This window comes from Mediterraneibacter gnavus ATCC 29149 (genome assembly GCF_008121495.1).
Classification (GTDB): domain Bacteria; phylum Bacillota; class Clostridia; order Lachnospirales; family Lachnospiraceae; genus Mediterraneibacter; species Mediterraneibacter gnavus.
The window spans coordinates 1870468-1890206 of the sequence record NZ_CP043051.1; the positions used below are offsets into that span (position 1 = coordinate 1870468).

General features: G+C 42.6%; 18 protein-coding genes, 1 other RNA gene and 1 pseudogene. 11 read left to right on the top strand and 9 right to left on the bottom strand.

What is annotated here, in order from left to right; genetic code table 11:
- Positions 1–67: 67 nt before the first annotated feature.
- On the top strand, positions 68–304 hold the full coding sequence (locus tag FXV78_RS09165; RefSeq protein ID WP_004841179.1) for a DUF6061 family protein: 237 nt from the start codon (positions 68–70) through the stop codon (positions 302–304).
- Between the two features lie 957 nt (positions 305–1261).
- Here the strand turns inward: FXV78_RS09165 and FXV78_RS09170 are convergent.
- The 6 genes and pseudogenes from FXV78_RS09170 to FXV78_RS09185 all read right to left on the bottom strand — a co-directional run bounded on the left by FXV78_RS09170 (position 1262) and on the right by FXV78_RS09185 (position 4678).
- Positions 1262–2230, bottom strand: coding sequence for a DUF6040 family protein (locus FXV78_RS09170; RefSeq protein WP_456299312.1), 969 nt, complete (start codon positions 2228–2230; stop codon positions 1262–1264).
- Positions 2231–2248: 18 nt separating this feature from the next.
- Positions 2249–2587 (bottom strand): hypothetical protein, encoded by a 339-nt coding sequence (locus FXV78_RS19035; protein ID WP_165480282.1) that lies wholly within the window; start codon positions 2585–2587, stop codon positions 2249–2251.
- Positions 2588–2789: 202 nt separating this feature from the next.
- Positions 2790–3050, bottom strand: a pseudogene (locus tag FXV78_RS19040) (MobA/MobL family protein); the annotation flags it as partial.
- The gene (locus FXV78_RS19045; protein WP_004841172.1) at positions 3013–3822 is read right to left on the bottom strand and encodes a MobA/MobL family protein; all 810 of its coding nucleotides are present in this window, start codon (positions 3820–3822) and stop codon (positions 3013–3015) included. The pseudogene FXV78_RS19040 and the gene FXV78_RS19045, both read right to left, overlap by 38 nt.
- Positions 3823–3986: 164 nt before the next feature.
- Complete coding sequence (locus tag FXV78_RS09180; RefSeq protein ID WP_009243674.1) at positions 3987–4301, bottom strand: hypothetical protein; 315 nt, start codon at positions 4299–4301, stop codon at positions 3987–3989.
- Between the two features lie 146 nt (positions 4302–4447).
- Complete coding sequence (locus FXV78_RS09185) at positions 4448–4678, bottom strand: helix-turn-helix domain-containing protein (protein ID WP_002578307.1); 231 nt, start codon at positions 4676–4678, stop codon at positions 4448–4450.
- A 175-nt stretch (positions 4679–4853) separates the two neighbouring features.
- Here FXV78_RS09185 and FXV78_RS09190 point away from each other — a divergent pair, with 175 nt between their 5' ends.
- A complete protein-coding gene (locus FXV78_RS09190; RefSeq protein ID WP_004841162.1) occupies positions 4854–5483 on the top strand; it encodes a helix-turn-helix domain-containing protein in 630 nt (209 codons plus the stop codon).
- 86 nt (positions 5484–5569) lie between these two features.
- Complete coding sequence (locus FXV78_RS09195; protein ID WP_004841158.1) at positions 5570–6865, top strand: tyrosine-type recombinase/integrase; 1296 nt, start codon at positions 5570–5572, stop codon at positions 6863–6865.
- 408 nt (positions 6866–7273) lie between these two features.
- Here the strand turns inward: FXV78_RS09195 and FXV78_RS09200 are convergent, their stop codons facing one another.
- Together FXV78_RS09200 and FXV78_RS09205 are read right to left on the bottom strand one after the other, a co-directional pair.
- Entirely contained in the window at positions 7274–8425 is a 1152-nt protein-coding gene (locus FXV78_RS09200) for an IS91 family transposase (protein WP_004843169.1), read from the bottom strand.
- Positions 8418–9269: a tyrosine-type recombinase/integrase gene (locus tag FXV78_RS09205; protein WP_039959762.1), complete on the bottom strand. Its 852-nt coding sequence runs from the start codon at positions 9267–9269 to the stop codon at positions 8418–8420. Before FXV78_RS09205 ends, FXV78_RS09200 begins: the two co-directional genes overlap by 8 nt.
- 382 nt (positions 9270–9651) lie before the next feature.
- On the opposite strand from FXV78_RS09205, the gene FXV78_RS09215 reads away from it, so the two are divergent.
- Together FXV78_RS09215 and FXV78_RS09220 are read left to right on the top strand one after the other, a co-directional pair.
- On the top strand, positions 9652–10554 hold the full coding sequence (locus tag FXV78_RS09215; RefSeq protein ID WP_004841374.1) for a glycine betaine ABC transporter substrate-binding protein: 903 nt from the start codon (positions 9652–9654) through the stop codon (positions 10552–10554).
- A gap of 26 nt (positions 10555–10580) precedes the next feature.
- Positions 10581–11297: an ATP-binding cassette domain-containing protein gene (locus tag FXV78_RS09220; RefSeq protein WP_004841377.1), complete on the top strand. Its 717-nt coding sequence runs from the start codon at positions 10581–10583 to the stop codon at positions 11295–11297.
- A gap of 73 nt (positions 11298–11370) precedes the next feature.
- Here FXV78_RS09220 and ssrA read toward each other — a convergent pair.
- Positions 11371–11713: a transfer-messenger RNA gene (gene ssrA / locus FXV78_RS09225) on the bottom strand.
- A 181-nt stretch (positions 11714–11894) separates the two neighbouring features.
- Between ssrA and FXV78_RS09230 the strand changes: the two genes are divergently transcribed.
- From FXV78_RS09230 to FXV78_RS09255, 6 genes are all read left to right on the top strand, one after another.
- Positions 11895–12716, top strand: coding sequence for a zinc dependent phospholipase C family protein (locus FXV78_RS09230; protein ID WP_039959464.1), 822 nt, complete (start codon positions 11895–11897; stop codon positions 12714–12716).
- A complete protein-coding gene (locus FXV78_RS09235; protein WP_004841381.1) occupies positions 12713–14029 on the top strand; it encodes a hypothetical protein in 1317 nt (438 codons plus the stop codon). Before FXV78_RS09230 ends, FXV78_RS09235 begins: the two co-directional genes overlap by 4 nt.
- Positions 14030–14110: 81 nt before the next feature.
- Positions 14111–14815, top strand: coding sequence for an ABC transporter ATP-binding protein (locus FXV78_RS09240; RefSeq protein WP_004841382.1), 705 nt, complete (start codon positions 14111–14113; stop codon positions 14813–14815).
- Between the two features lie 9 nt (positions 14816–14824).
- On the top strand, positions 14825–17392 hold the full coding sequence (locus FXV78_RS09245) for an ABC transporter permease (RefSeq protein ID WP_004841384.1): 2568 nt from the start codon (positions 14825–14827) through the stop codon (positions 17390–17392).
- A 105-nt stretch (positions 17393–17497) separates the two neighbouring features.
- Positions 17498–18175, top strand: coding sequence for a response regulator transcription factor (locus FXV78_RS09250; protein WP_009245046.1), 678 nt, complete (start codon positions 17498–17500; stop codon positions 18173–18175).
- Positions 18175–19659 (top strand): sensor histidine kinase, encoded by a 1485-nt coding sequence (locus FXV78_RS09255; RefSeq protein WP_004841387.1) that lies wholly within the window; start codon positions 18175–18177, stop codon positions 19657–19659. The genes FXV78_RS09250 and FXV78_RS09255 overlap by 1 nt, the downstream gene beginning before the upstream one ends.
- Positions 19660–19739: the final 80 nt, after the last annotated feature.

Sequence of the window (19739 nt, forward strand, 5' to 3'; positions counted from 1 at the left end):
GAACTGATTGAAATGCTTCTGATTTTTGTATCTGATGATTGATTGAATGATAAGGAGATAGGATACGATGAGAACGATATTTGCAGAATACAATCCACACAGAAACAGTATTGATGTTTATACCAGTGCTGGCTATATGCTTCGCATTGATTGTTGGGAAGCAGAAAAGAATTTAAAAACCACTCCCGGATCAGACTGTGCATTAACTTCACTTGCAGTTGATGAACCACTTGAATATGCAAGATTATATCTTGATGGAAATTTGCAGATGTGGGTGAACGCGGAAGATTCATTAGAGATATAGAAATACCTTTTAGAACAAAGTAGTCTTTCGCCTCTACGAATATAATTGTGAATTAGACGCTTATATCCGAAATAAACAATTGGAACATACCCGACAGGAGAACTTTCTTTGATAAGTCACGAAAAGAAACAGTCTATCAGAAAATGCAATCTGACACATAGACGGGCTCGACACATAGAATAAACAAGAGGACTTGCAAGGTTTGTGACCTTCTTTCAAGCCCTCTTATGTATCATTGCGGTACTGGCTGTGTCCGTTCCGTAAAGGACTGCCCTAAGTGTATCGGCTTCACCTTGTTCCTTTACCTCACTATTCACAAATCACTTTTGCTATTTTCGCAATAATATTGCAAATAAAACAATTAGAACTAATATAATTATCAAAAAAATAAACCTTATTTGACCATGAAATCCTAATCCAATCCACTGCAATACTATTATTAACGCAAAAACTAATAACGCCCAATACTTTCTTTTCATGCAATTTTCCCCTTCGAATTGTCATTTTGATTATACCTTTCACTAGCAAAAGATACTGTTGACATCGAAAATCCTAAAACCATTGACAAAATAATTGCTATACAACGTTTAATTTTTTTCATGATTTTCCTCTTTTCTTGAGGAATTTAAGATTTATAGACGACTTTAAAAGAATGCGCATGCTTTTGTATACACTTAATATATATCACTCTTTAAAAAAATAAAAGACTTGTTTTGAATTATTTTTTATAGTATCCTATAATAGTGGTGATTTATATAATTTTAATGTTTATTTTTAAGATTCTCTAACAAACTTTTATACTATCCTATAAAACGGTCAATTTTAAAAATCACGAAATTGCAGGCTTTACAACACTTTGTAACACGATATAGGTCTGTCCGATAATCCCTCTCATATAAAAATAATCAATGCTTCATTTTTAACACAGGAAGATAAAGACATCTCCCTGTGTTTTTCTTAATAATATCCCCGCTCTTCTCGCCAGTCTTTTACATAACATCGAATTCCAATATAGACCACATATACAAGTAGTAACAGTACAATGAGGTTTATCGGAATGACAGATTTTATCCATTCGCCAAAGTAGATTACGATAGCTGTACTCATTATTGCCACCATAATGCTGATGATATCCCAACAATATTTCCGGTAGATTTTTCCCACCTGATAGCCAATCCCAATTATCAGGAATCCCGTTATAATGAATAAAATTCCCATAACAATAGCCGCGATCAGCCAGTACACAATCCCGGAAACGATACTGTTTGAGATTCCATTGCTTAACTGTCCGAAAGAATCTGCTCCTGTAACAAATTCTCGAAACAGGTTTATGATTCCTTTACCAATCGTACCGAAAAAGGTGATACAGTCGTTAAGAAAAACCGGAGAAAGGATAGCTGTGAACAGTGTAGTTGCTATGCTGTACCATGCCAACAGGAACATAAGGCTTTCATAACCTGTTGTCATTTGTTTATATTTTTTCTCCAACTGAATTTTTCGATTATCGCATTTTTCTTTTGCTTTCTGATAAGCAGTACGGTCACAGTTATCGCATTTCTCATAAGGCACTTTTTTCTCGACAGGCACCTCTACCGTCTTTTGGTGTGTCTGTGCATAGCGTTTTGCCTGCTCCGCTTTTTCGTACTTAAATTTCCATGCCACGACTTCTGCGTCGGCTCTTTTCCTGCTGTCTGTCTCGCTGGTTAATTGTTCCTCTGTTTGCTTTAATTTTGTCCGCAATGCTTCGATATTCTCGGCTCTGTTTTCGCTGTTCAATTTCTCGTTCAAGGTCAGCGATCTGTTTAGCTGCCTGTTCAGTTCCAGAATTGTCTGGTCTTTCTGATCCAGTTCGTCCTGCATCTGTTCCGTCATTGCCAGGAGTTCTTCCACCCGCCCGACGTTCTCTAAGTTTACGCATTCGTTCATCAATATCCCTCGCTTTCTCTATCTGCTGTTTAATGTCAGTAATAAGCTGTTCTCGTTGTTCAGCTTCTGCGTTAATTCCTGCCATTGCTGATTCTCGTTTTCCAACTGTTCGATTCTGACTTTTTGCTGTTCGATCTGGGAGAGCAGTTCTTCTGTATCTGGCAAAAGATTCAGAAGCCCGGATAACTCGCTGTTTAAGATCTGCAAACTCTGGTTCTGCTCCTGAAAGGACAGAAGCTGTCTGTCCCGTTCCTGTAATTCCTGTACCATCTCTGCCATAAGGTTCTGCTGTTCCTCGATCTGGTTTATCATTGACTCCATCATGGGAATGACTTCCCGGCTTTCTTCTAAGGTCATTTAACCACTCCTTCCACTGTGATAATGCACCAGATACTTTTCCGAAACTGGTCTGTATCTTTTTCAGCAGTGCATTTTGTCTTTTTATGATCTGGTTTTCCTCTACTTTCCATGAAGCTGTCTGCACCTGTCCACTCTGGAATTTCTCATCAATCTTTCTTGCATCAGCACCCTCATGGATTGTAGGGATTTCTAATTTTCCCTGTCTTGCATAGGAACGGTGGTCAATCTGTTGTTCTACTGATAAATGGTCATTACAGACTTTCGCCCATTCGCTCCGCCATAATTCACAATTCTTTGGATTGTTCCATCCGGTAGCATCGGTCAGCACCCGTTTCCATTGTTTACGGTTCCTTGCACCAACTTTCTGATTACCGTTTTCGTCCAATACCGGAATTCGGATTCCATGACGGTCAGGATTCTTTTTATCCTGCCACCTGCCACCAGTCCGGGTGGGATTCATCAACCACAATATTTCCGTCAGTATCTCTGACAAACTCCCAGTCTTTGACTTCTTTGTTTCCCCATGAGTGGTCGGGATTAAAGGGACGCATGGTTACAAGTAAATGCACATGCGGGTTTCCGTCGCCCTTATCGTGAATGCTCCAATCTGCACACATGCCTTTGTCCACAAAGTTTTTCTGAATATAATCTGTTGTATATTCAATTTGTTCCTGTCGATTCCATTCTTTTGGAAGTGAGAACTCAAACGATCTGCCAAGCTGTGCGTCTGAACTTTTCTCAATCTTCAAAACTTCATTCCATAAGCACTGTTTCTGAAAAGTAAGTTTGAATTTCTCCAGTACAACTTCTTTGTTGTCTGCCCTTTTATACCGGACAGATTTCTGAAACCGTTTGATATTTTCGGCAGGTACATTCTGCCATTCCTGCGGTGCATTTTCACACATCATCAAACTGGTATAAACAACTTCTCTTTTGGAAGTGTAGTAACTGATCCTGCCTGTTTCTTCATTTTTCATTACATCACCATTGAGATAGGCAGACGCTGATATGATGGATTTCCCTTTGCTGCGTCCGACAATCTTTACCGTATAATGAAAGATCGCCATGATCCGTTTCCCCCCTTTCTGCCGTACCCGGCATTGATTTCCGGCAGTTAACATTTCCTGTAAAAGAGAATGGTATCTGCCGGAACGCCCTCTGCGTAAGAGTGCTCTGTGCATAACAGCCTGCATGGAATGCGCCCCTCTGGCGAAGAGTGCCTCCTGCGACATGAGCAGGTCTGCATGAAATGCCCGCCGACGGAACGAGCCCGGCAAGCGTTAGCGCAGACCGGTTGCCACCTGTGGCAAACTTATACGGACGACCTCTGGTTGTCCATAAGTGCGCCCTTCATAAAAAAGCAATGAAGGGAATGGAAACTCCACTCCCTCCGGCATTACACTTCCTCCGTATTCGCAACTGGCTCTTTTTGCATTGCCTTTGAGAAGAATTTCCCATTTGCTTCCTGCCTTTTTAAGAAGCCGACCAGCTTCGGAATATCTTCTTCCTCAATCGCAGAACCAATCACTGATTCCACCGCACCGCCAATCTGACAGAGCCTGTGGGTTCGTTTTTTTGTTTCCACATCTTTCTGACGTTTCTTCAGTTCCCGTTTCTGTGCTGCGTACTGTTTCGCTTTTTCAAGGCTTTCCTGTTCTCTTTTTTCCAACTGGAGCAGACGCTCCTCATAACTCTTTGTTGATCTTGCCATAAATATCATCGTCCTTTCTTTTTTCTACCAAACATAAGTTTCCTGTTGTCTGTCAGACGAAGTACATGGTATAATCTGCTTGCGTGTAGGTATATCATGGCTTCGGTCTGATAAAACCTTTGGCGGTTTCTTCGGGAACCGCCTTTTTAAGTGGAACCGTTTCTTGTGACGGCTTTCACATTTCCTTTATCCCTTAAGTCCCTGCCCTCATTGGCTTCCATGAAAAGTTCCAGCATATCCGTTTTAATCAGGACTTTCCTCCCGACCTTTAATACCGGAAGTTTCTTCCACTCCACCAGTTTTCTCAGGGTGTTCCTGCCGATTCCCGTATAATCCGCAGCTTCCTCAATAGATAAGGCAATCTTTCTTTGCGTCATGTGACCACCTCCTTATAAATTGCATTATGCAATTTCTTTTGTGCTGTCAGTATAGCGTGTTTATATCATCTTGTCAAGCATTACGAAATTATATTGTTTATTGTTTAATTGCATATTGCAATATTGTTTGTTATGTGGTATAGTAATGACATACCGAAAAAGGAGGCACATCAGCATGAAAGATAAAGAATTACGCAAGCTGATCGGTAGCAGGGCAAAACAGCGCCGTACAGAATTGAATCTGACACAGCCTTATATCGCTGAAAAGATGGGTGTGACTGCATCTACGATTCAGAGATATGAAGCCGGAACGATTGACAATACAAAGAAAATGGTGCTGGAAGGTCTTTCAGAAGCTCTCCATGTATCTGTGGAATGGCTCAGAGGGGAAACGGACGAATATGAAACCGACATTACGGATAAAAGAGAATTACAGATTCGTGATGCCATGACGGATATTCTCAAACAGTTACCTCTTGACCTTACGAAAACAGAAGATGCTTTTTCCAAAGACCTACTGCTGTTAATGTTGAAACAATATGAACTGTTTTTGGATTCGTTCCAGTTCGCCTGCAAGAATTACAAAGGCAATACCAAAGAAGCGGACATTGCAAAAGTAATGGGGTTTGAATCGAATGATGAATATAACGAGATCATGTTTCTCAGGGAGATCACCCATACTGTCAACGCATTGAATGACATGGCAGATATTGTAAGGCTCTATTCCAAGAAACCGGAAACAGCAGAACAACGGCTTGCAAATCTTTTATCCGAAGTTATGTACGAGGATTCTGAATCGGTATAGTAAGATAATCGGAGTTATGATATACTTACACGCAAGAAGCATTTCAGCAGTTCCGATTGTCTGATATCGAAAGGAGACATACGATTATGGCAAAAGGATCTGTTAGAAAGAAAGGAAAGAAATGGTACTACCGCTTCTATGTAGAGGACGCAAGCGGCAAAATGGTTCAGAAAGAATATGCCGGAACCGAAAGCAAAAGTGAGACAGAAAAACTTCTCCGCAAGGCACTGGAAGATTACGAAGATAAGAAATTTGTTGCAAAAGCAGATAACCTTACCGTAGGTGAACTTCTGGACATGTGGGCAGAAGAAGAACTGAAAACCGGAACACTCAGTAATGGCACAGTGGAAAATTATCTCAGTGCAATCCGTTGCACTAAGAAACACCCGATTGCAGACCGTAAACTGAAAACAGTTACTGCCGAACATTTACAGGCATTTCTTGATCTGCTTACATTCGGTGGCGAATTTCCAGACGGAAAAGTGAGAAAAGGATACAGTAAAGATTATATCCATTCTTTTTCCGCAGTGTTGCAGCAGTCATTCCGTTTTGCAGTATTTCCAAAACAGTTAATCAGTTTCAATCCGATGCAGTATATTAAGCTGAAAAAACAGGCAGAGGAAGTTGACCTCTTTTCCGATGATGAAGTCGAAGATGGCACACAGCCGATTTCACATGAGGATTATGAGCGACTTATCAAGTATCTGGAAAAGAAAAATCCACCTGCGATCCTGCCGATTCAGATTGCATATTATGCAGGACTTCGCATCGGTGAAACCTGTGGTCTTACATGGCAGGACATCAACCTTGAAGATCAATGCCTGACCATTAAAAGAAGTATCCGTTACGACGGTGCAAAGCATAAAAATGTGATTGGAACGACCAAGCGAAAGAAAGTAAGGATTGTTGATTTTGGAGATACGCTGACTGAAATATTGAAAGCAGCAAGACGGGAACAACTGAAAAGCCGGATGCAGTACGGGGAACTTTACCACCGCAACTACTACAAAGAGGTGCATGTGAAAAACAGGGTGTATTATGAATACTATCACCTTGACGGAACACAGGAAGTCCCGGCAGATTATAAAGAAATATCCTTTGTCTGCCTCAGACCGGATGGCAGTCTGGAACTGCCGAGTACACTCGGCATTGCTTGCAGGTCAGTATCAAAAAAGCTGGAAGGATTTGAAGATTTTCACTTTCACCAGTTACGACATACCTACACCAGCAACCTGCTCTCGAATGGAGCTGCTCCGAAAGATGTACAGGAACTGTTAGGACATTCCGATGTCAGTACCACAATGAACATTTACGCTCACTCAACAAGAAAAGCAAAGCGGGATTCCGCAAGACTTCTTGATAAAGTAGCGAGCAACGCTTAAATAAAAATTTCCCTTATTTCCCTTGCGGATTCCTCACAAGGGTAAAAATAAGGGAAAATACATATCATTTCACTATCTAAGGGGCTAAAAAGCCTGTAAAATAAGGAAAACTCAGGAAATCTCTCCACAAATTCTTTAGGTTAGAATCGATGATGGGGTAAACGAAAAAGCAGTTTTGACATTTCAGTGAACTGCCCCTTCGTTTACTCCATTTTCGATTTGACCTAATTGAACAAAGTGAGCGTCCGAGTAGATACTACCTATGGACTTTTAATCTTTTGTTCTTATCCATGATTATACAGGATTTCCTATGCAGACGCTACAGAAATCAAGGATTTTCAGATAAATAGATACAACAATAAAACCTCAGGATTTTGAGGCTTAAAAAACATATAAAAGATTTGGATTTTAACACCTTTGCGGTATTCTCAGTTGTGGTTTTCCAAGATGTCCACCGCAGGATTTACATACACAGATGTTTATCCTGTATAGCTGTTTCAGTATTTCCGGCATTTCCTTATCCCTGAGCTTTGAAAGATATTTTTTGCATCCGAGAAGATTCCGGCATAAAGTGAGTTTTTTGTGTTTGCTGCGGGAACATAGAAGTCCATAATGCCGGATCCTGACAAAACGTCTGGGGGGCACATGCATCAGAAAACGCCGTATAAATTCAATGCCGGAAATGGTCAGTTCCTTCCATTGTCCTTCTTTCCGGTAATCCTTAACAGAAAAAGTAACATTTTCATCATCCATATGGATGATGCGGTGATTGCTGATAGCGATCCTATGGGTATACTTTCCAAGGTAATCAATCACAGATTGTGCACCGTTAAAAGTTTTCTTACAGTAAGGAACCCATTCTGTGTCGTAACAGGAATCTATAAGTTCTTTGAATTCATAATGATTACGGTATTTTTCTGCTGTTCCATGAAACTCAAGCTGATCTGTATTCCAGAGATTTTTCAGTTCATCCATATATTTCCCACGAAATACTTTGGAGATAGCCCATATAGGGAGAAAAAACTCCGTACCATTATCTTTCCACTCATTTTTCGGTGTCAGTCCACCGCCGAGCAGTATCATATGAATGTGAGGGTGGAAGTTCATTTCAGAGCCCCATGTATGAAGGATGCAGATATAACCAACGGAAGCTCCAAGGTGCTTTGGGTCTGATGTAAGTTCTTGAATGGTAGCAGAGGCTGCATGATAGAGCGTGTCATATAACAGTTTCTGATTACTGTAAATGACTGGGTTCAGAATATCAGGGACTGTAAACACCAGATGGAAATAAGGTGCATCAAGTACATCTTCCCTGCGGGCATCCATCCACATTTCCTTTGGGACTGCCTGACACATGGGACAACAGCGGTTACGGCAGGAATTATAATGGATCTGGACAGCACCACAGTCTTCACATACACTGATATTTGCACCATAAGCTCCTGTTTTACAGTTCAAGATGTTCCGGGCAGTTTTTGCCTGTTCCGGGGATGGAGAATACTTTTCAAGGTATGCTGTATAAAAATGTCGAAAAATATCCTGGACAGTGGGTTTATTCATGGTCAGCACCATCTTTCCTGTCAAAAGGGCTTTGAATGCCCATGAGGGATTTGTTGCTGACATGAAGATAAACTTCCGTAGATTTCGGATCACGGTGTCCAAGCAGTGCTTGAATGTTATGCCGTTCTATGCCCTGTTCCATCAGATGGGTTGCAAAGCTATGGCGGAGACAGTGAGGGGTTGCTGCCTTTGGAAGTTCTGTATCAGCTACTGCCCGTCGCATTACCTGTTCCAGAGTACTGACTGTTAGATAATTACCGGTAAATTTATTCGGAAACAGGATGCCACGGGGACGACCTTTCTCAAACCAGTATTGTGTAAGGATATCCAGACAACGTTTGGAGAGAATGGTATAACGGTCCATTCTATTCTTGGTATCCCGGACATGGATCTGCATATTTGAACGGGAGATATCGTCATAATGAAGATGGATCACTTCAGAAACTCTCATACCTGAGGAATACATGACTGCGAACATAGCCTTATATTTGATATCATCAACAGCATCTAACAGGCGGTCAATCTCAGAGGCAGTCAGTACAGTAGGAAGCTTATGTTCTAGGATCATACGTGGAACTGTGATGTCATCCCAAAGGATATGCAGGACATTTCGATAGAAAAAACGGATGGCAGAATTGTAAAGATTCAGAGTTGTGGCTTTCAGTCCTTCCTCTTTTTTCGCAAGCAAAAAAACCCTGACATCCTGACAGGTAAGTTCTTTGGGATTCTTATTCTGATATTTCAGAAAGTAAGAAACATAGTTTTTATAGCAACTGATGGAACGATCTTTGAGGTTACGGATTTTCCCGGCTTCCTCAAGCTGTTCTAAATATTTTTCATACATAATAAAATCCTCCATATAAAATCAGTAGTTATCAGAAACACTGCTTTATACGGAGGAGCATTGGGGTCATAAAACCGCTTGCCAACCAAGTGGAAGGGTGGTATTCTTTTCATAGGCAGTGGAGAGGTCGATCCTGTTTGATTGTTATTTTGTGGTGATTTAACAATACTACTTTTAGGACTTGCTTTCCACTGTTTTGTTATAGAAAACAGAAAATCGCTATGCCACAGCCTCGGCAGGCCATCGCGTAGCGATTTTGTTCAATTACGATTTATGATACAGCAATGACGTTTTGCGGCAGTTTTCTGATTGCATTGATCGCGTTGATCTGTGATTTTTTACTGGGTATATTAGAAAAACGAATGAAGAAAGGAAACAGTATATGAAAGTAAAAAAGATAGCAGCAGTTTTATTGGCAGGTGCCATGGTAGTTGGGATTGCGGGATGCGCAAAAGAGAAAGAAGAACCGATTAAAATTGCGACAAAACCGATGACAGAGCAGTATATCTTAGGAGAGATGCTGACACAGCTGATCGAGGAACAGACAGGGTATGAAGTGGAGCTTACCAAGGGAATCGGTGGTGGTACAAGCAATATCCAGCCGGCGATGGAAAAGGGAGAGTTTGATCTGTATCCGGAATATACCTCCAGTGGGTGGATCATGGTACTTGGACATGAAGCGGGAGAAGTCAGTGATGAAGAAATGTTAAGCAAGCTTCAGGAAGAGTATGAAAAAGAGTTTGATATGACATGGATTGGTCTATACGGATTTAACAATACCTATGCAGTGGTGACAACAAAGGAAGCTGCGGATCAGTATCAGTTGGAGACCTGTTCCGATCTTGCAAAAGTGTCAGATCAATTGGTATTCGGCGGTAATCCGGATTATATTGAACGTGCAGACGGATTCCCGGGACTTTCCAAAGCGTATGGTTTGAATTTTAAAGCCGTAAAGGATATTGATATTGGATTAAAATATGAAGCCCTGAAAAAGGGAGATATTGACGTGACAAACGGGTATACTACAGATGCACAGATCAGCAGGGACGATGTAAAGGTATTAAAAGATGATAAGAATTATCAGACCAACTACTATTGTTCTACAGTGGTCAGAAAAGATGCTTTGGAAAAATATCCAAAACTGGAAGAAACTCTTGAGCTGATGGATGGAATTCTGACAGATGAAAAAATGGCAGAATTGAATTATCAGGTAGAAGAAGAGGGAAAAGATGAAGCAGAAGTAGCAAAAGAGTTTCTGCTTGCAGAAGGACTGTTAAAGAAATAGAGTCAAGACAGAGGATAAGAATAGAAATGATTCGATTTGAACATGTAAACAAAAGTTTTGGAAACGAACAGGTGCTTATAGATTTTAATCTGGAAATACCGGAAGGGGAGTTTTTGACGGTGATCGGTTGTTCCGGATGTGGAAAGACAACCATGCTTCGTATGATCAACGGCCTTCACACTCCAGATTCCGGAAGGGTACTGGTGCAAGAAAAGAATGTGGCAGAGACAGACTTGATCGCTCTTCGCAGAAGTATCGGATATGTGATCCAGAACAAAGGATTGTTCCCGCATATGACTGTGTCAGAGAATATTACATATGTTCCGGTGATCAGCGGAAAGAAAGACAAGCTCGAAAACAGAAGACTTGCGGTGCGTCTGCTAAAGACAGTAGGGCTTCCGGAAGAGATGGCAGATCGCTATCCGTTGGAGCTTTCCGGAGGACAGCAGCAGAGAGTGGGCATTGCAAGAGCACTTGCGGCAGACGCAAAGATTTTATTAATGGATGAGCCCTTTAGAGCTTTGGATGAAATCACAAAACGGGCAATGCAAAATGAAATGCTGTCTTTGCAAAAGCAGCTTCATATGACAATCGTATTTATTACACACGATATTCAAGAAGCGATGAAATTGGGAGATCGCGTGCTTGTAATGGAAAAGGGGCGGATCGCACAGCTTGGTACACCCCGGGAAATACAGGAGCATCCGGCCGATGATTTTGTAAGAGAACTGACACAGTGGTGATAAAAAATTGTGGTTAAGAAAAGTATGAATAAATAGTAAAAAGGGAACGTGCGATATTTCGCCGTTCCCTTTTCAATGGACCTGGCGGGAGTCGAACCCGCGTCCAAAAGCCTATCCCATGTACTTCTACTATCATAGTCAGTTCTTTTTGATTCCCCCGGCTGCACGAAAACGGACATCCTTACAGCTTCGGTAGCTTCATGATACGCCTGACAGCGCAAAGCTTAACTGCCATCGTTTCTCACAAAAGTCGATGCCAGATTCTCAAGGTGTGAGTGCCCTGAGGCTGACAAGCAGCAACTAGGCTGCTAACGCGTAATTTTCGTCTGCGTTTAATTTTAAGTTTGCGATTTGACGCATCTGCCTGCGGATAGCTTCTCCATCTTCAAGACCCCTGTCGAAACCAGTACAAGCCCTGAATCATACGGTTTATCACCGTTCTACTTATAATATAGGAGAATCTGATAAAAAGTCAAGGGGAAACTTGTAACAGATTTGGATTTTTCGTTTATTTTCTGGAAAATTGTGATAAGATATAAAATAGGTTTTGAAAAAACAAAAGCAGCGGGAGTTTTGATTGAAGAAAGGGGAGAGCATATGCCGACAACGTATACACATTATCGATTTGGAAAAGATGTTCTGGATGCACTTCCGAGAAGAATCCAGACGGCAATGGAGACAAACAGAGAATTATTTGATATCGGTCTGCACGGACCGGATATTTTGTTTTATTATAGAGCACTGATTCCCAATTCTGTGAGCGGACAGGGATATGGAATGCATAAGCAGATGGCGGATTTGTTCTTTGAAAGGGCGAAAAAGGTAATCGCCGATGCAGATGACAAAACCATGAGCAGGGCTTATATCTATGGCTTTATCTGCCATTTTGCGCTGGACAGTGAGTGTCATCCTTACGTAGAAAAGATGATTCAGAAAAGTGGAATCGGTCATTCAGAGATTGAGATGGAGTTTGATCGTTATCTGCTGATAGAGGACAAATTTGATCCTTTGACTTACAGGCAGACGGAGCATATCCATGCTACTGAGAAAAATGCAAAGGTAGTCGCGCCGTTTTTTGATCATGTGACTGCCCAGCAGGCGAGAAAAGCACTGAAAGGGATGCAGTTGTGCCATAAAGCGTTGTATGCACCGGGAAAAACAAAGAGAAACCTGTTGTTTGGAGCAATGAAGACAGCCGGACAGTATGACAAGTTCCATGGGCTGGTGATGAGTGAAGAACCGAATCCAAAATGTAGGGAATACTGTCTGTTATTGAATAAATTGTATGAGGGGGCAATCCCTGTGGCAGTAGATTTGATCATGAAGTATCAGAATTATCTGCTTGGAACCGGTGATCTTCCGAAACGGTTTCACTGCACGTTCGGGGCAGGTGACAAGTGGGAGGAACTGGTGCTGTGAGAAAGAAGGCATGGACGTTTGGCATTCTGACAGGACTGCTGTTGTCTGTGCTCTGCCCGTTTACAGTACAAGCTCAGATTGCATCACCGCAGGCGTTTCAAAATCTGTCCTGGAAGATGGTGAAGGAAGAATCGATCGAAACAGAACATGGAGTAGTACAGTCCATATGTGCGACAGATGATTACATCGTTTGTCTGGAAAACGTGCTGGATGGAAGTGGACAGCCGGATATTGTAAAGGCATACTATCGCAATGACAAGGATAAAAACGGCAATCCGGTCGAGCAGTATTCCCTTGCAATGCAGGTACAGGAGACAGATTATGAACATGCCAATGGAATGGCATATAATCCGAATACCAATGAGATCGCGGTCAGTCTTTATACCAGTTATCAGAAGGAAAACAGAGGATGTCTTTTTATCATGGATGCAGATACACTGAAATTCAAGCGCAAGGTGAAAGTGACAGATTCCTATAATATCCTGGGAATCGGTTATGATTCGGCAAATGACAGGTATGTGATCCAGACAAATGCAGATGGAGGATATCAGTTTAAGATTTTAAATAATGAGTTTCAGGTCACAGAAGATCTGGGAGATCTGGGCGGTTATGCAGGGGATGGAAATTATCAGGATCTGTGCGTGACAGAAGATTATGTTTTGAATTTTCCTCTGACACTGTTCTCGGGAAATGGTGATTTTCTGAATGTATACTCTCTTTCTGAAAAGAAACTGCTGTATTATGAAAAGCTGGATTTTCAGTTTGAGGATCATGTCACCAGTGATGAGCCGGAATCAATCTGCGAGTTAGATCCGGGAGTCTTTCTGGCGGTTGTGAATGTCACATTATCTGACGGGACAAAGAAGGTCAGATTGTACAGGACGGAAGTGCCTTACCAGTATGAGGTTGAAGTAAAGGTTCAGGTTGGGGAGGACAAGCCGTCAGTTTCCAGGAAAACAGTGCTGCGCGGAGAAGCATTTGAGGCAGATTATCCGGAGAAAGAAGGATACAGAATCGCTTCAGTCAAGATTGATAAAAAAGAGATCGATCTGGAAAAGTATCAAAGCAAATATACTTTGAAATCCGTACAGGGGGCACATACGATTTCTATCGTTTATGAAAAGAAACTCGCAATGTGGAAGATCATACTGCCTGTTTGTGTCGGAGTGGTACTTTTGTCAGCGGGCTTTGTCTTTTACTTAAGAGTCCTGCAGATACGGCGGATCCGCAGGCGCAAACTGGAAGCGGAAAAACGCCGCAGAGCGCGGATCAAATGGCACAACGACGAGTGGAATATCGACGAAATTTATTGAATTTTCAGAAACAGTTCATAAAAAAAGAACTGTTTCTTTTTTTGCCTCATGCTATAATAAAGCGGAAAGGATGGGTAATGTATGGACACATTTGTAAAGTTGGAAAATATTACAAAGATTTATCATATGGGAGAAGTGGAGATCCGGGCAGTAGACGGAATCGATTTCTCGATACAAAAAGGTGAATTTGTAGTGATTGTAGGCCCAAGTGGGGCAGGAAAGACGACGGTTTTGAATATACTTGGCGGGATGGATACTGCCAGTGGCGGTCGGATCACAGTGGACGGTCAGGATATTACAAAGTACAGTGAGAGGCAGCTGACGGGATATCGGCGGGACGATATCGGGTTTGTGTTTCAGTTTTATAATCTGATCCCGAATCTGACTGCTCTGGAGAATGTAGAGATGGCGCTTCAGATCTGCCGAAATCCGCTGGATGCAAGAGCAGTATTAAAAGAAGTCGGACTGGGGGAGCGAATGGATAATTTCCCGGCACAGCTTTCCGGGGGAGAGCAGCAGAGAGTTTCTATCGCAAGAGCTCTGGCTAAAAATCCAAAGCTTCTTTTATGTGATGAGCCGACCGGAGCACTGGATTATAATACCGGAAAGGCGATCCTGAAGCTTTTGCAGGAGATGTGCAGGGAAAAGGGAATGACCGTGATCGTGATCACACACAACTCGGCATTGGCACCGATGGCCGACCGTCTGATCAAGATCAAAAACGGAAAAGTATCCAGTATGAAAGTAAACGAGAATCCGATATCCATAGATGAGATTGAGTGGTAGGGGGATGAGATGAGAAAAAAAGCACTGCGAAAAGATTTTTATATGGAAATACGAAAGAGCTTCGGAAGATTTCTCTCCATTTTTTTCATTGTTGCCATAGGAACTGCGTTTTTTTCGGGAATCCGGGCAGCGGAACCGGATATGCGCTTATCGGGAGACGCGTATTTTGACAAAAGTAAGCTGATGGATCTGCAGGTAGTCAGTACGATGGGGCTGACAGCGGATGACTTGCAGGCGATACGGGAGGTCAAGGGAGTGGAACAGGCACAGCCTGTCTATTCCATGGATGCCTTATGTGATGTGGACGGCAGTCAGAAGGTCGTACATATTTTTTCCTCTCAGGATGGGATAAATGAGCTGAAGGTAGAAAAGGGGCGTATACCCGAGAAAGCGGACGAGTGCGTGGCAGATGCAGATTTTCTGGCATCCAGCGGATATCAGATCGGAGATAAGATCACATTTCTGAAGGATGAGGATACGGAAGTGACAGAAGAACTGACACAGAGCACCTTTCAGATCGTGGGAAGTGTGAGCAGTCCGGAGTACATTTCCTTTTCCAGAGGAAGCAGTATGATCGGAAACGGAAGTGTCAGTGGTTTTATATCGGTACTTCCGGAAAGCTTTCAGATGGATGCGTATACAGAAATTTCAATTCAGGTGAAAGGCGCAAAAGAAGAGACTGCTTTTACAAAAGAGTATGATAACCTGGTGGATGAGACGAAAAAGCAGGTGGAAGCGATCCAGTCGGAGCGTGAGGATATCCGTCGGGAAGAGCTGATGCAGCAGATGGACCAAAAGCAGGCAGAATTACTGGCAGAAGTTCCATCGGAGGCGATGGAAATTGCAGCACCTCAGATCCAACAGCAGATTGAGCAGCAAAAGACAAGCCTGGAACAGGGAAAGTGGTATGTAAATGACAGGGAAGATCTGACAGAGTACAGTGGCTACGGAGAGAATGCCGACCGAATGCGGGCCATCGGGAGAGCATTTCCTGTTTTATTCTTTTTAGTTGCGGCGTTGATCAGTCTGACTTCTATGACGCGTATGGTGGAAGAGCAGAGGACTCAGATCGGAACACTCAAAGCGCTGGGATATTCCAGACGTTCCATTGCCGGAAAATATTTGGGATATGCATTCTGGGCGACAGTGGGAGGCTGTGTGTCCGGTGTGCTGGTTGGAGAAAAAATCCTTCCTTATATTATTGTGACAGCTTATGGAATTATGTATCCTCATATGAATACGGCTGTGATTCCATATAACCTTTACTATGGAGTTTCAGCGTCACTGACGGCTCTGTTGTGTACGATGGGAGCTACATTGTTCTCTTGCTATAAAGAATTGAGAGAACAGGCTGCGGAATTGATGCGTCCGCCTGCCCCGAAAAAAGGAAAACGAGTATTTCTGGAGAAGATTCCATCCTTGTGGAGCCAGTTCAATTTTATCTGGAAGGCAACAATCCGGAATCTGCTGCGTTATAAGAAGCGGTTTTTTATGACAGTGTTTGGAATTGGCGGGTGTATGGCTCTGCTTTTAGTGGGATTTGGCCTGCGGGATTCTATTGTTGATATTGCGAAGCTTCAGTATCATGAACTTCAGCTCTATGATGCCAATATTATTTTAAATACCAGCGCCAGTAAGCAGGAGCAGAATAATGTGGAACAGGAGTTGTACTGGAATGATCAGGTAGATAAGACTGCGGTGGGATATCTTGGTCAGATGAAGGTAAAACATGGGAACGAAGAACAGGAAGTATATCTGAATGTTCCGGAAGATCTGCAGGACTTTGAAGAAATGGTAGTATTTCGTGATCGCAGATCTTATACACAGTATGATCTGGAGACGGAAGGGGTAATCCTTACAGAGAAGACAGCGAAACTTCTGGAAGTAAAGGAAGGGGATACGATCACGCTCTGCCAGACAGGAAAAGAAGATGTCAAAGTAAAGGTCGGAAAGATCTGCGAAAATTATATCGGGCACTATCTGTATATGAGTCCTGAAATATACCAGTCTTTGTATGGGGAAGAGCCGCAGTATAACAGTGTGTATTTCCAGATGAAAAAAGGATATGAAGATCAGCTGGAGATTTTGGGAGAGGATATCTTGAAAGGAGAAGGAGCACTGAATATCAGCTATACAGATTCCATTGAAGATCAGCTGGATGACATGCTTGGAAGTCTGGATATTGTAATGGCAGTGCTGGCTATTTCGGCAGGGCTTTTGGCATTTGTCGTATTGTATAACCTCAACAGTATCAACATTACAGAGAGAAGAAGAGAACTGGCAACATTGAAGGTACTTGGATTTTATGATAATGAAGTATCGGCATATGTATACAGGGAAAATATGATACTGACTGTAATCGGCGGCGTTGCCGGTATTATTCTCGGAAGTATTCTGCACCGGTTTGTGATCGTGACAGTAGAAGTAGATTCTGCGATGTTCGGACGCAGTATTGAAATGTCCAGTTATGGATACAGTTTTCTGATTACACTTGCATTTTCTGTATTTGTAAATCTTGTCATGTATTTTAAACTCAAAAAGATTGATATGGTGGAGTCATTAAAGAGTGTAGAATAAATTCAGAAATTTCACAGTACGGACATAAATCTTTGATATGATGAAGCTAAAGAGTGGTTGCTGTTCACAGTAACAAAGAGTGGCAAGATGAGGAGTGAGGAAAAGATGGATAAGACGAAAATTTTAGTAGTAGATGATGAGAGCAGGATGAGAAAGCTGGTAAAGGATTTTCTTGTGAGGCAGGGATATACCGTGTTAGAGGCCGCAGACGGCATGGAGGCAATGGACTATTTTTATGAGGATAAAGATATTGCGCTGATCATTTTAGATGTGATGATGCCGAAGATGGATGGATGGCAGGTTTGTCGGGAGATCCGTATGCATTCAAAGGTGCCGATCATCATGCTGACGGCAAGATCGGAAGAGCGGGATGAGCTGCAGGGATTTGATCTGGGAGTGGACGAATATATTTCCAAGCCGTTCAGTCCGAAAATCCTGGTAGCCAGAGTAGAAGCAATCCTTCGAAGGACGCAGGGAAGCGGAAACACAGATGAGATTTCAGCCGGCGGAATCGTGGTGGACAAAGCGGCACATACAGTGATGAGTGATGGATCACCGGTAGATCTGAGTTTTAAAGAGTTCGAGCTTTTGACATATTTTATCGAGAATCAGGGAATTGCACTTTCCAGAGAAAAGATTCTGAATAATGTGTGGAATTACGACTATTTCGGGGATGCCAGAACGATTGATACCCATGTCAAAAAACTCAGGAGCAAGCTGGGGGACAAGGGAGAATATATCAAGACCATCTGGGGGATGGGCTATAAGTTTGAGGTAGAGTAATGAAACATTCGATCAAAAGGCAGATGACCGTAGTATTCAGCGGACTGATCATTTTTATTCTGGTCATGATGTTTCTCGTATATTCCAAGTGTCTGGAGACATACTACATCATGCATAAGGAGAGGGACCTTCTGGAAGTGCATAAGACAGTAGGAACGGCACTGGCACAGGGAAATAAGGAAGATGAGCGCGCGTGGAAAGTGATGGAGCGTACGAATATATCCATGCTTGTCTTACAGGATAATCAGGTGATTTTCTCGCCGAGAGGAGATCAGGAACAGCTTGTCAGCCAGCTGCGCGGATATGTATTTAATCAGAATCAGGATGAAGGAGAGCTTCTGAAAAGTACGGACAACTATGAAATACGAAAGATCAGAGATCCGGTAGCAGGAATTGACTATCTGGAAATGTGGGGAACCTATTCTAAAGGAGCGATCTTTATTCTGAGGAGTCCATTGGACAGTATCTGGGAGAGCACGGCGCTTGCAAACAAGCTGCTGGTCTATGTCGGAATTGCGGCACTGGTGCTGGGAGGAATTCTGGTATCTTTGTTTGCGAGAAAGATTACAGAGCCGATCACACAGCTTGCTTCCCTTTCCAGACGGATGTCAGAGCTGGATTTTGACGCAAGGTACACCGGAGGTGGAGAGGATGAGATCGGAACGCTCGGGAATAATTTCAATATTATGTCCGAGCGTCTGGAGAAGACAGTTTCGGAACTGAAGCGCGCCAATAATGAGTTGATGAAGGATATTGAGAAGAAAGAAAAAATGGAAGATATGCGGAATGAATTTCTGGGCAATGTTTCCCATGAGTTAAAAACGCCGATCGCTTTAATCCAGGGATATGCAGAAGGATTGAAAGAAGGCGTCAGTGATGATCCGGAAAGCCGGGAGTTTTATTGTGATGTGATTATGGATGAAGCTTCCAAGATGAATCTCATGGTCAAGAATCTTCTGACGCTGAATCAGCTTGAGTTTGGAAATGATGAAGTTATATTCGAACGTTTTGATGTCTCCAAACTGATCCAGGGTGTGATCCAGAGCTGTGAGATCCTGATCCAGCAGGCCGATGCGAAGATTGATTTTATCGGTGAGAGTCCGGTCTATGTGTGGGCAGATGAGTTCAAAACAGAGCAGGTGATCCGCAATTATCTCACCAATGCGATCCACCATGTGGACAATGAGCGCAGAATCGAAGTCCGTGTCCTGTCAAAAGATGACATTGTTCGGGTGACGGTGTTCAACAGTGGTCATCCGATCCCTCAGGAGGATCTTGCAAAGTTGTGGGACAAGTTCTACAAAGTAGACAAAGCACATACCAGAGAGTATGGCGGTAACGGAATCGGACTGTCGATCGTCAAAGCAATCATGGAGTCCTTCCATCAGAAATACGGGGTCAGAAACTTTGACAATGGTGTGGAATTCTGGTTTGAGCTGGACGGGAAATCAGCTTTACATGAAGAACAAAATGCGATAAAATAATCTGCAAATGCAGGCATACAACGTGCCAACTGGAAACAGGAGGTGTTTTGTATGCCTTTTCTCATAGGAAAGAACGTTCA

What these genes read in the sequence shown, in the direction of transcription:
- FXV78_RS09205 (WP_039959762.1), bottom strand. Translation starts at nt 9,269, where the DNA reads ATGTATGAAAAATATTTAGAACAGCTTGAGGAAGCCGGGAAAATCCGT.
- FXV78_RS09215 (WP_004841374.1), top strand. Translation starts at nt 9,652, where the DNA reads ATGAAAGTAAAAAAGATAGCAGCAGTTTTATTGGCAGGTGCCATGGTA.
- FXV78_RS09185 (WP_002578307.1), bottom strand. Translation starts at nt 4,678, where the DNA reads ATGACGCAAAGAAAGATTGCCTTATCTATTGAGGAAGCTGCGGATTAT.
- FXV78_RS09240 (WP_004841382.1), top strand. Translation starts at nt 14,111, where the DNA reads ATGGACACATTTGTAAAGTTGGAAAATATTACAAAGATTTATCATATG.
- FXV78_RS09170 (WP_456299312.1), bottom strand. Translation starts at nt 2,230, where the DNA reads ATGAACGAATGCGTAAACTTAGAGAACGTCGGGCGGGTGGAAGAACTC.
- FXV78_RS09250 (WP_009245046.1), top strand. Translation starts at nt 17,498, where the DNA reads ATGGATAAGACGAAAATTTTAGTAGTAGATGATGAGAGCAGGATGAGA.
- FXV78_RS09195 (WP_004841158.1), top strand. Translation starts at nt 5,570, where the DNA reads ATGGCAAAAGGATCTGTTAGAAAGAAAGGAAAGAAATGGTACTACCGC.
- FXV78_RS09220 (WP_004841377.1), top strand. Translation starts at nt 10,581, where the DNA reads ATGATTCGATTTGAACATGTAAACAAAAGTTTTGGAAACGAACAGGTG.
- FXV78_RS09245 (WP_004841384.1), top strand. Translation starts at nt 14,825, where the DNA reads ATGAGAAAAAAAGCACTGCGAAAAGATTTTTATATGGAAATACGAAAG.
- FXV78_RS09180 (WP_009243674.1), bottom strand. Translation starts at nt 4,301, where the DNA reads ATGGCAAGATCAACAAAGAGTTATGAGGAGCGTCTGCTCCAGTTGGAA.
- FXV78_RS09255 (WP_004841387.1), top strand. Translation starts at nt 18,175, where the DNA reads ATGAAACATTCGATCAAAAGGCAGATGACCGTAGTATTCAGCGGACTG.
- FXV78_RS19035 (WP_165480282.1), bottom strand. Translation starts at nt 2,587, where the DNA reads ATGACCTTAGAAGAAAGCCGGGAAGTCATTCCCATGATGGAGTCAATG.
- FXV78_RS09230 (WP_039959464.1), top strand. Translation starts at nt 11,895, where the DNA reads ATGCCGACAACGTATACACATTATCGATTTGGAAAAGATGTTCTGGAT.
- FXV78_RS09165 (WP_004841179.1), top strand. Translation starts at nt 68, where the DNA reads ATGAGAACGATATTTGCAGAATACAATCCACACAGAAACAGTATTGAT.
- FXV78_RS09200 (WP_004843169.1), bottom strand. Translation starts at nt 8,425, where the DNA reads ATGAATAAACCCACTGTCCAGGATATTTTTCGACATTTTTATACAGCA.
- FXV78_RS09190 (WP_004841162.1), top strand. Translation starts at nt 4,854, where the DNA reads ATGAAAGATAAAGAATTACGCAAGCTGATCGGTAGCAGGGCAAAACAG.
- FXV78_RS19045 (WP_004841172.1), bottom strand. Translation starts at nt 3,822, where the DNA reads ATGTCGCAGGAGGCACTCTTCGCCAGAGGGGCGCATTCCATGCAGGCT.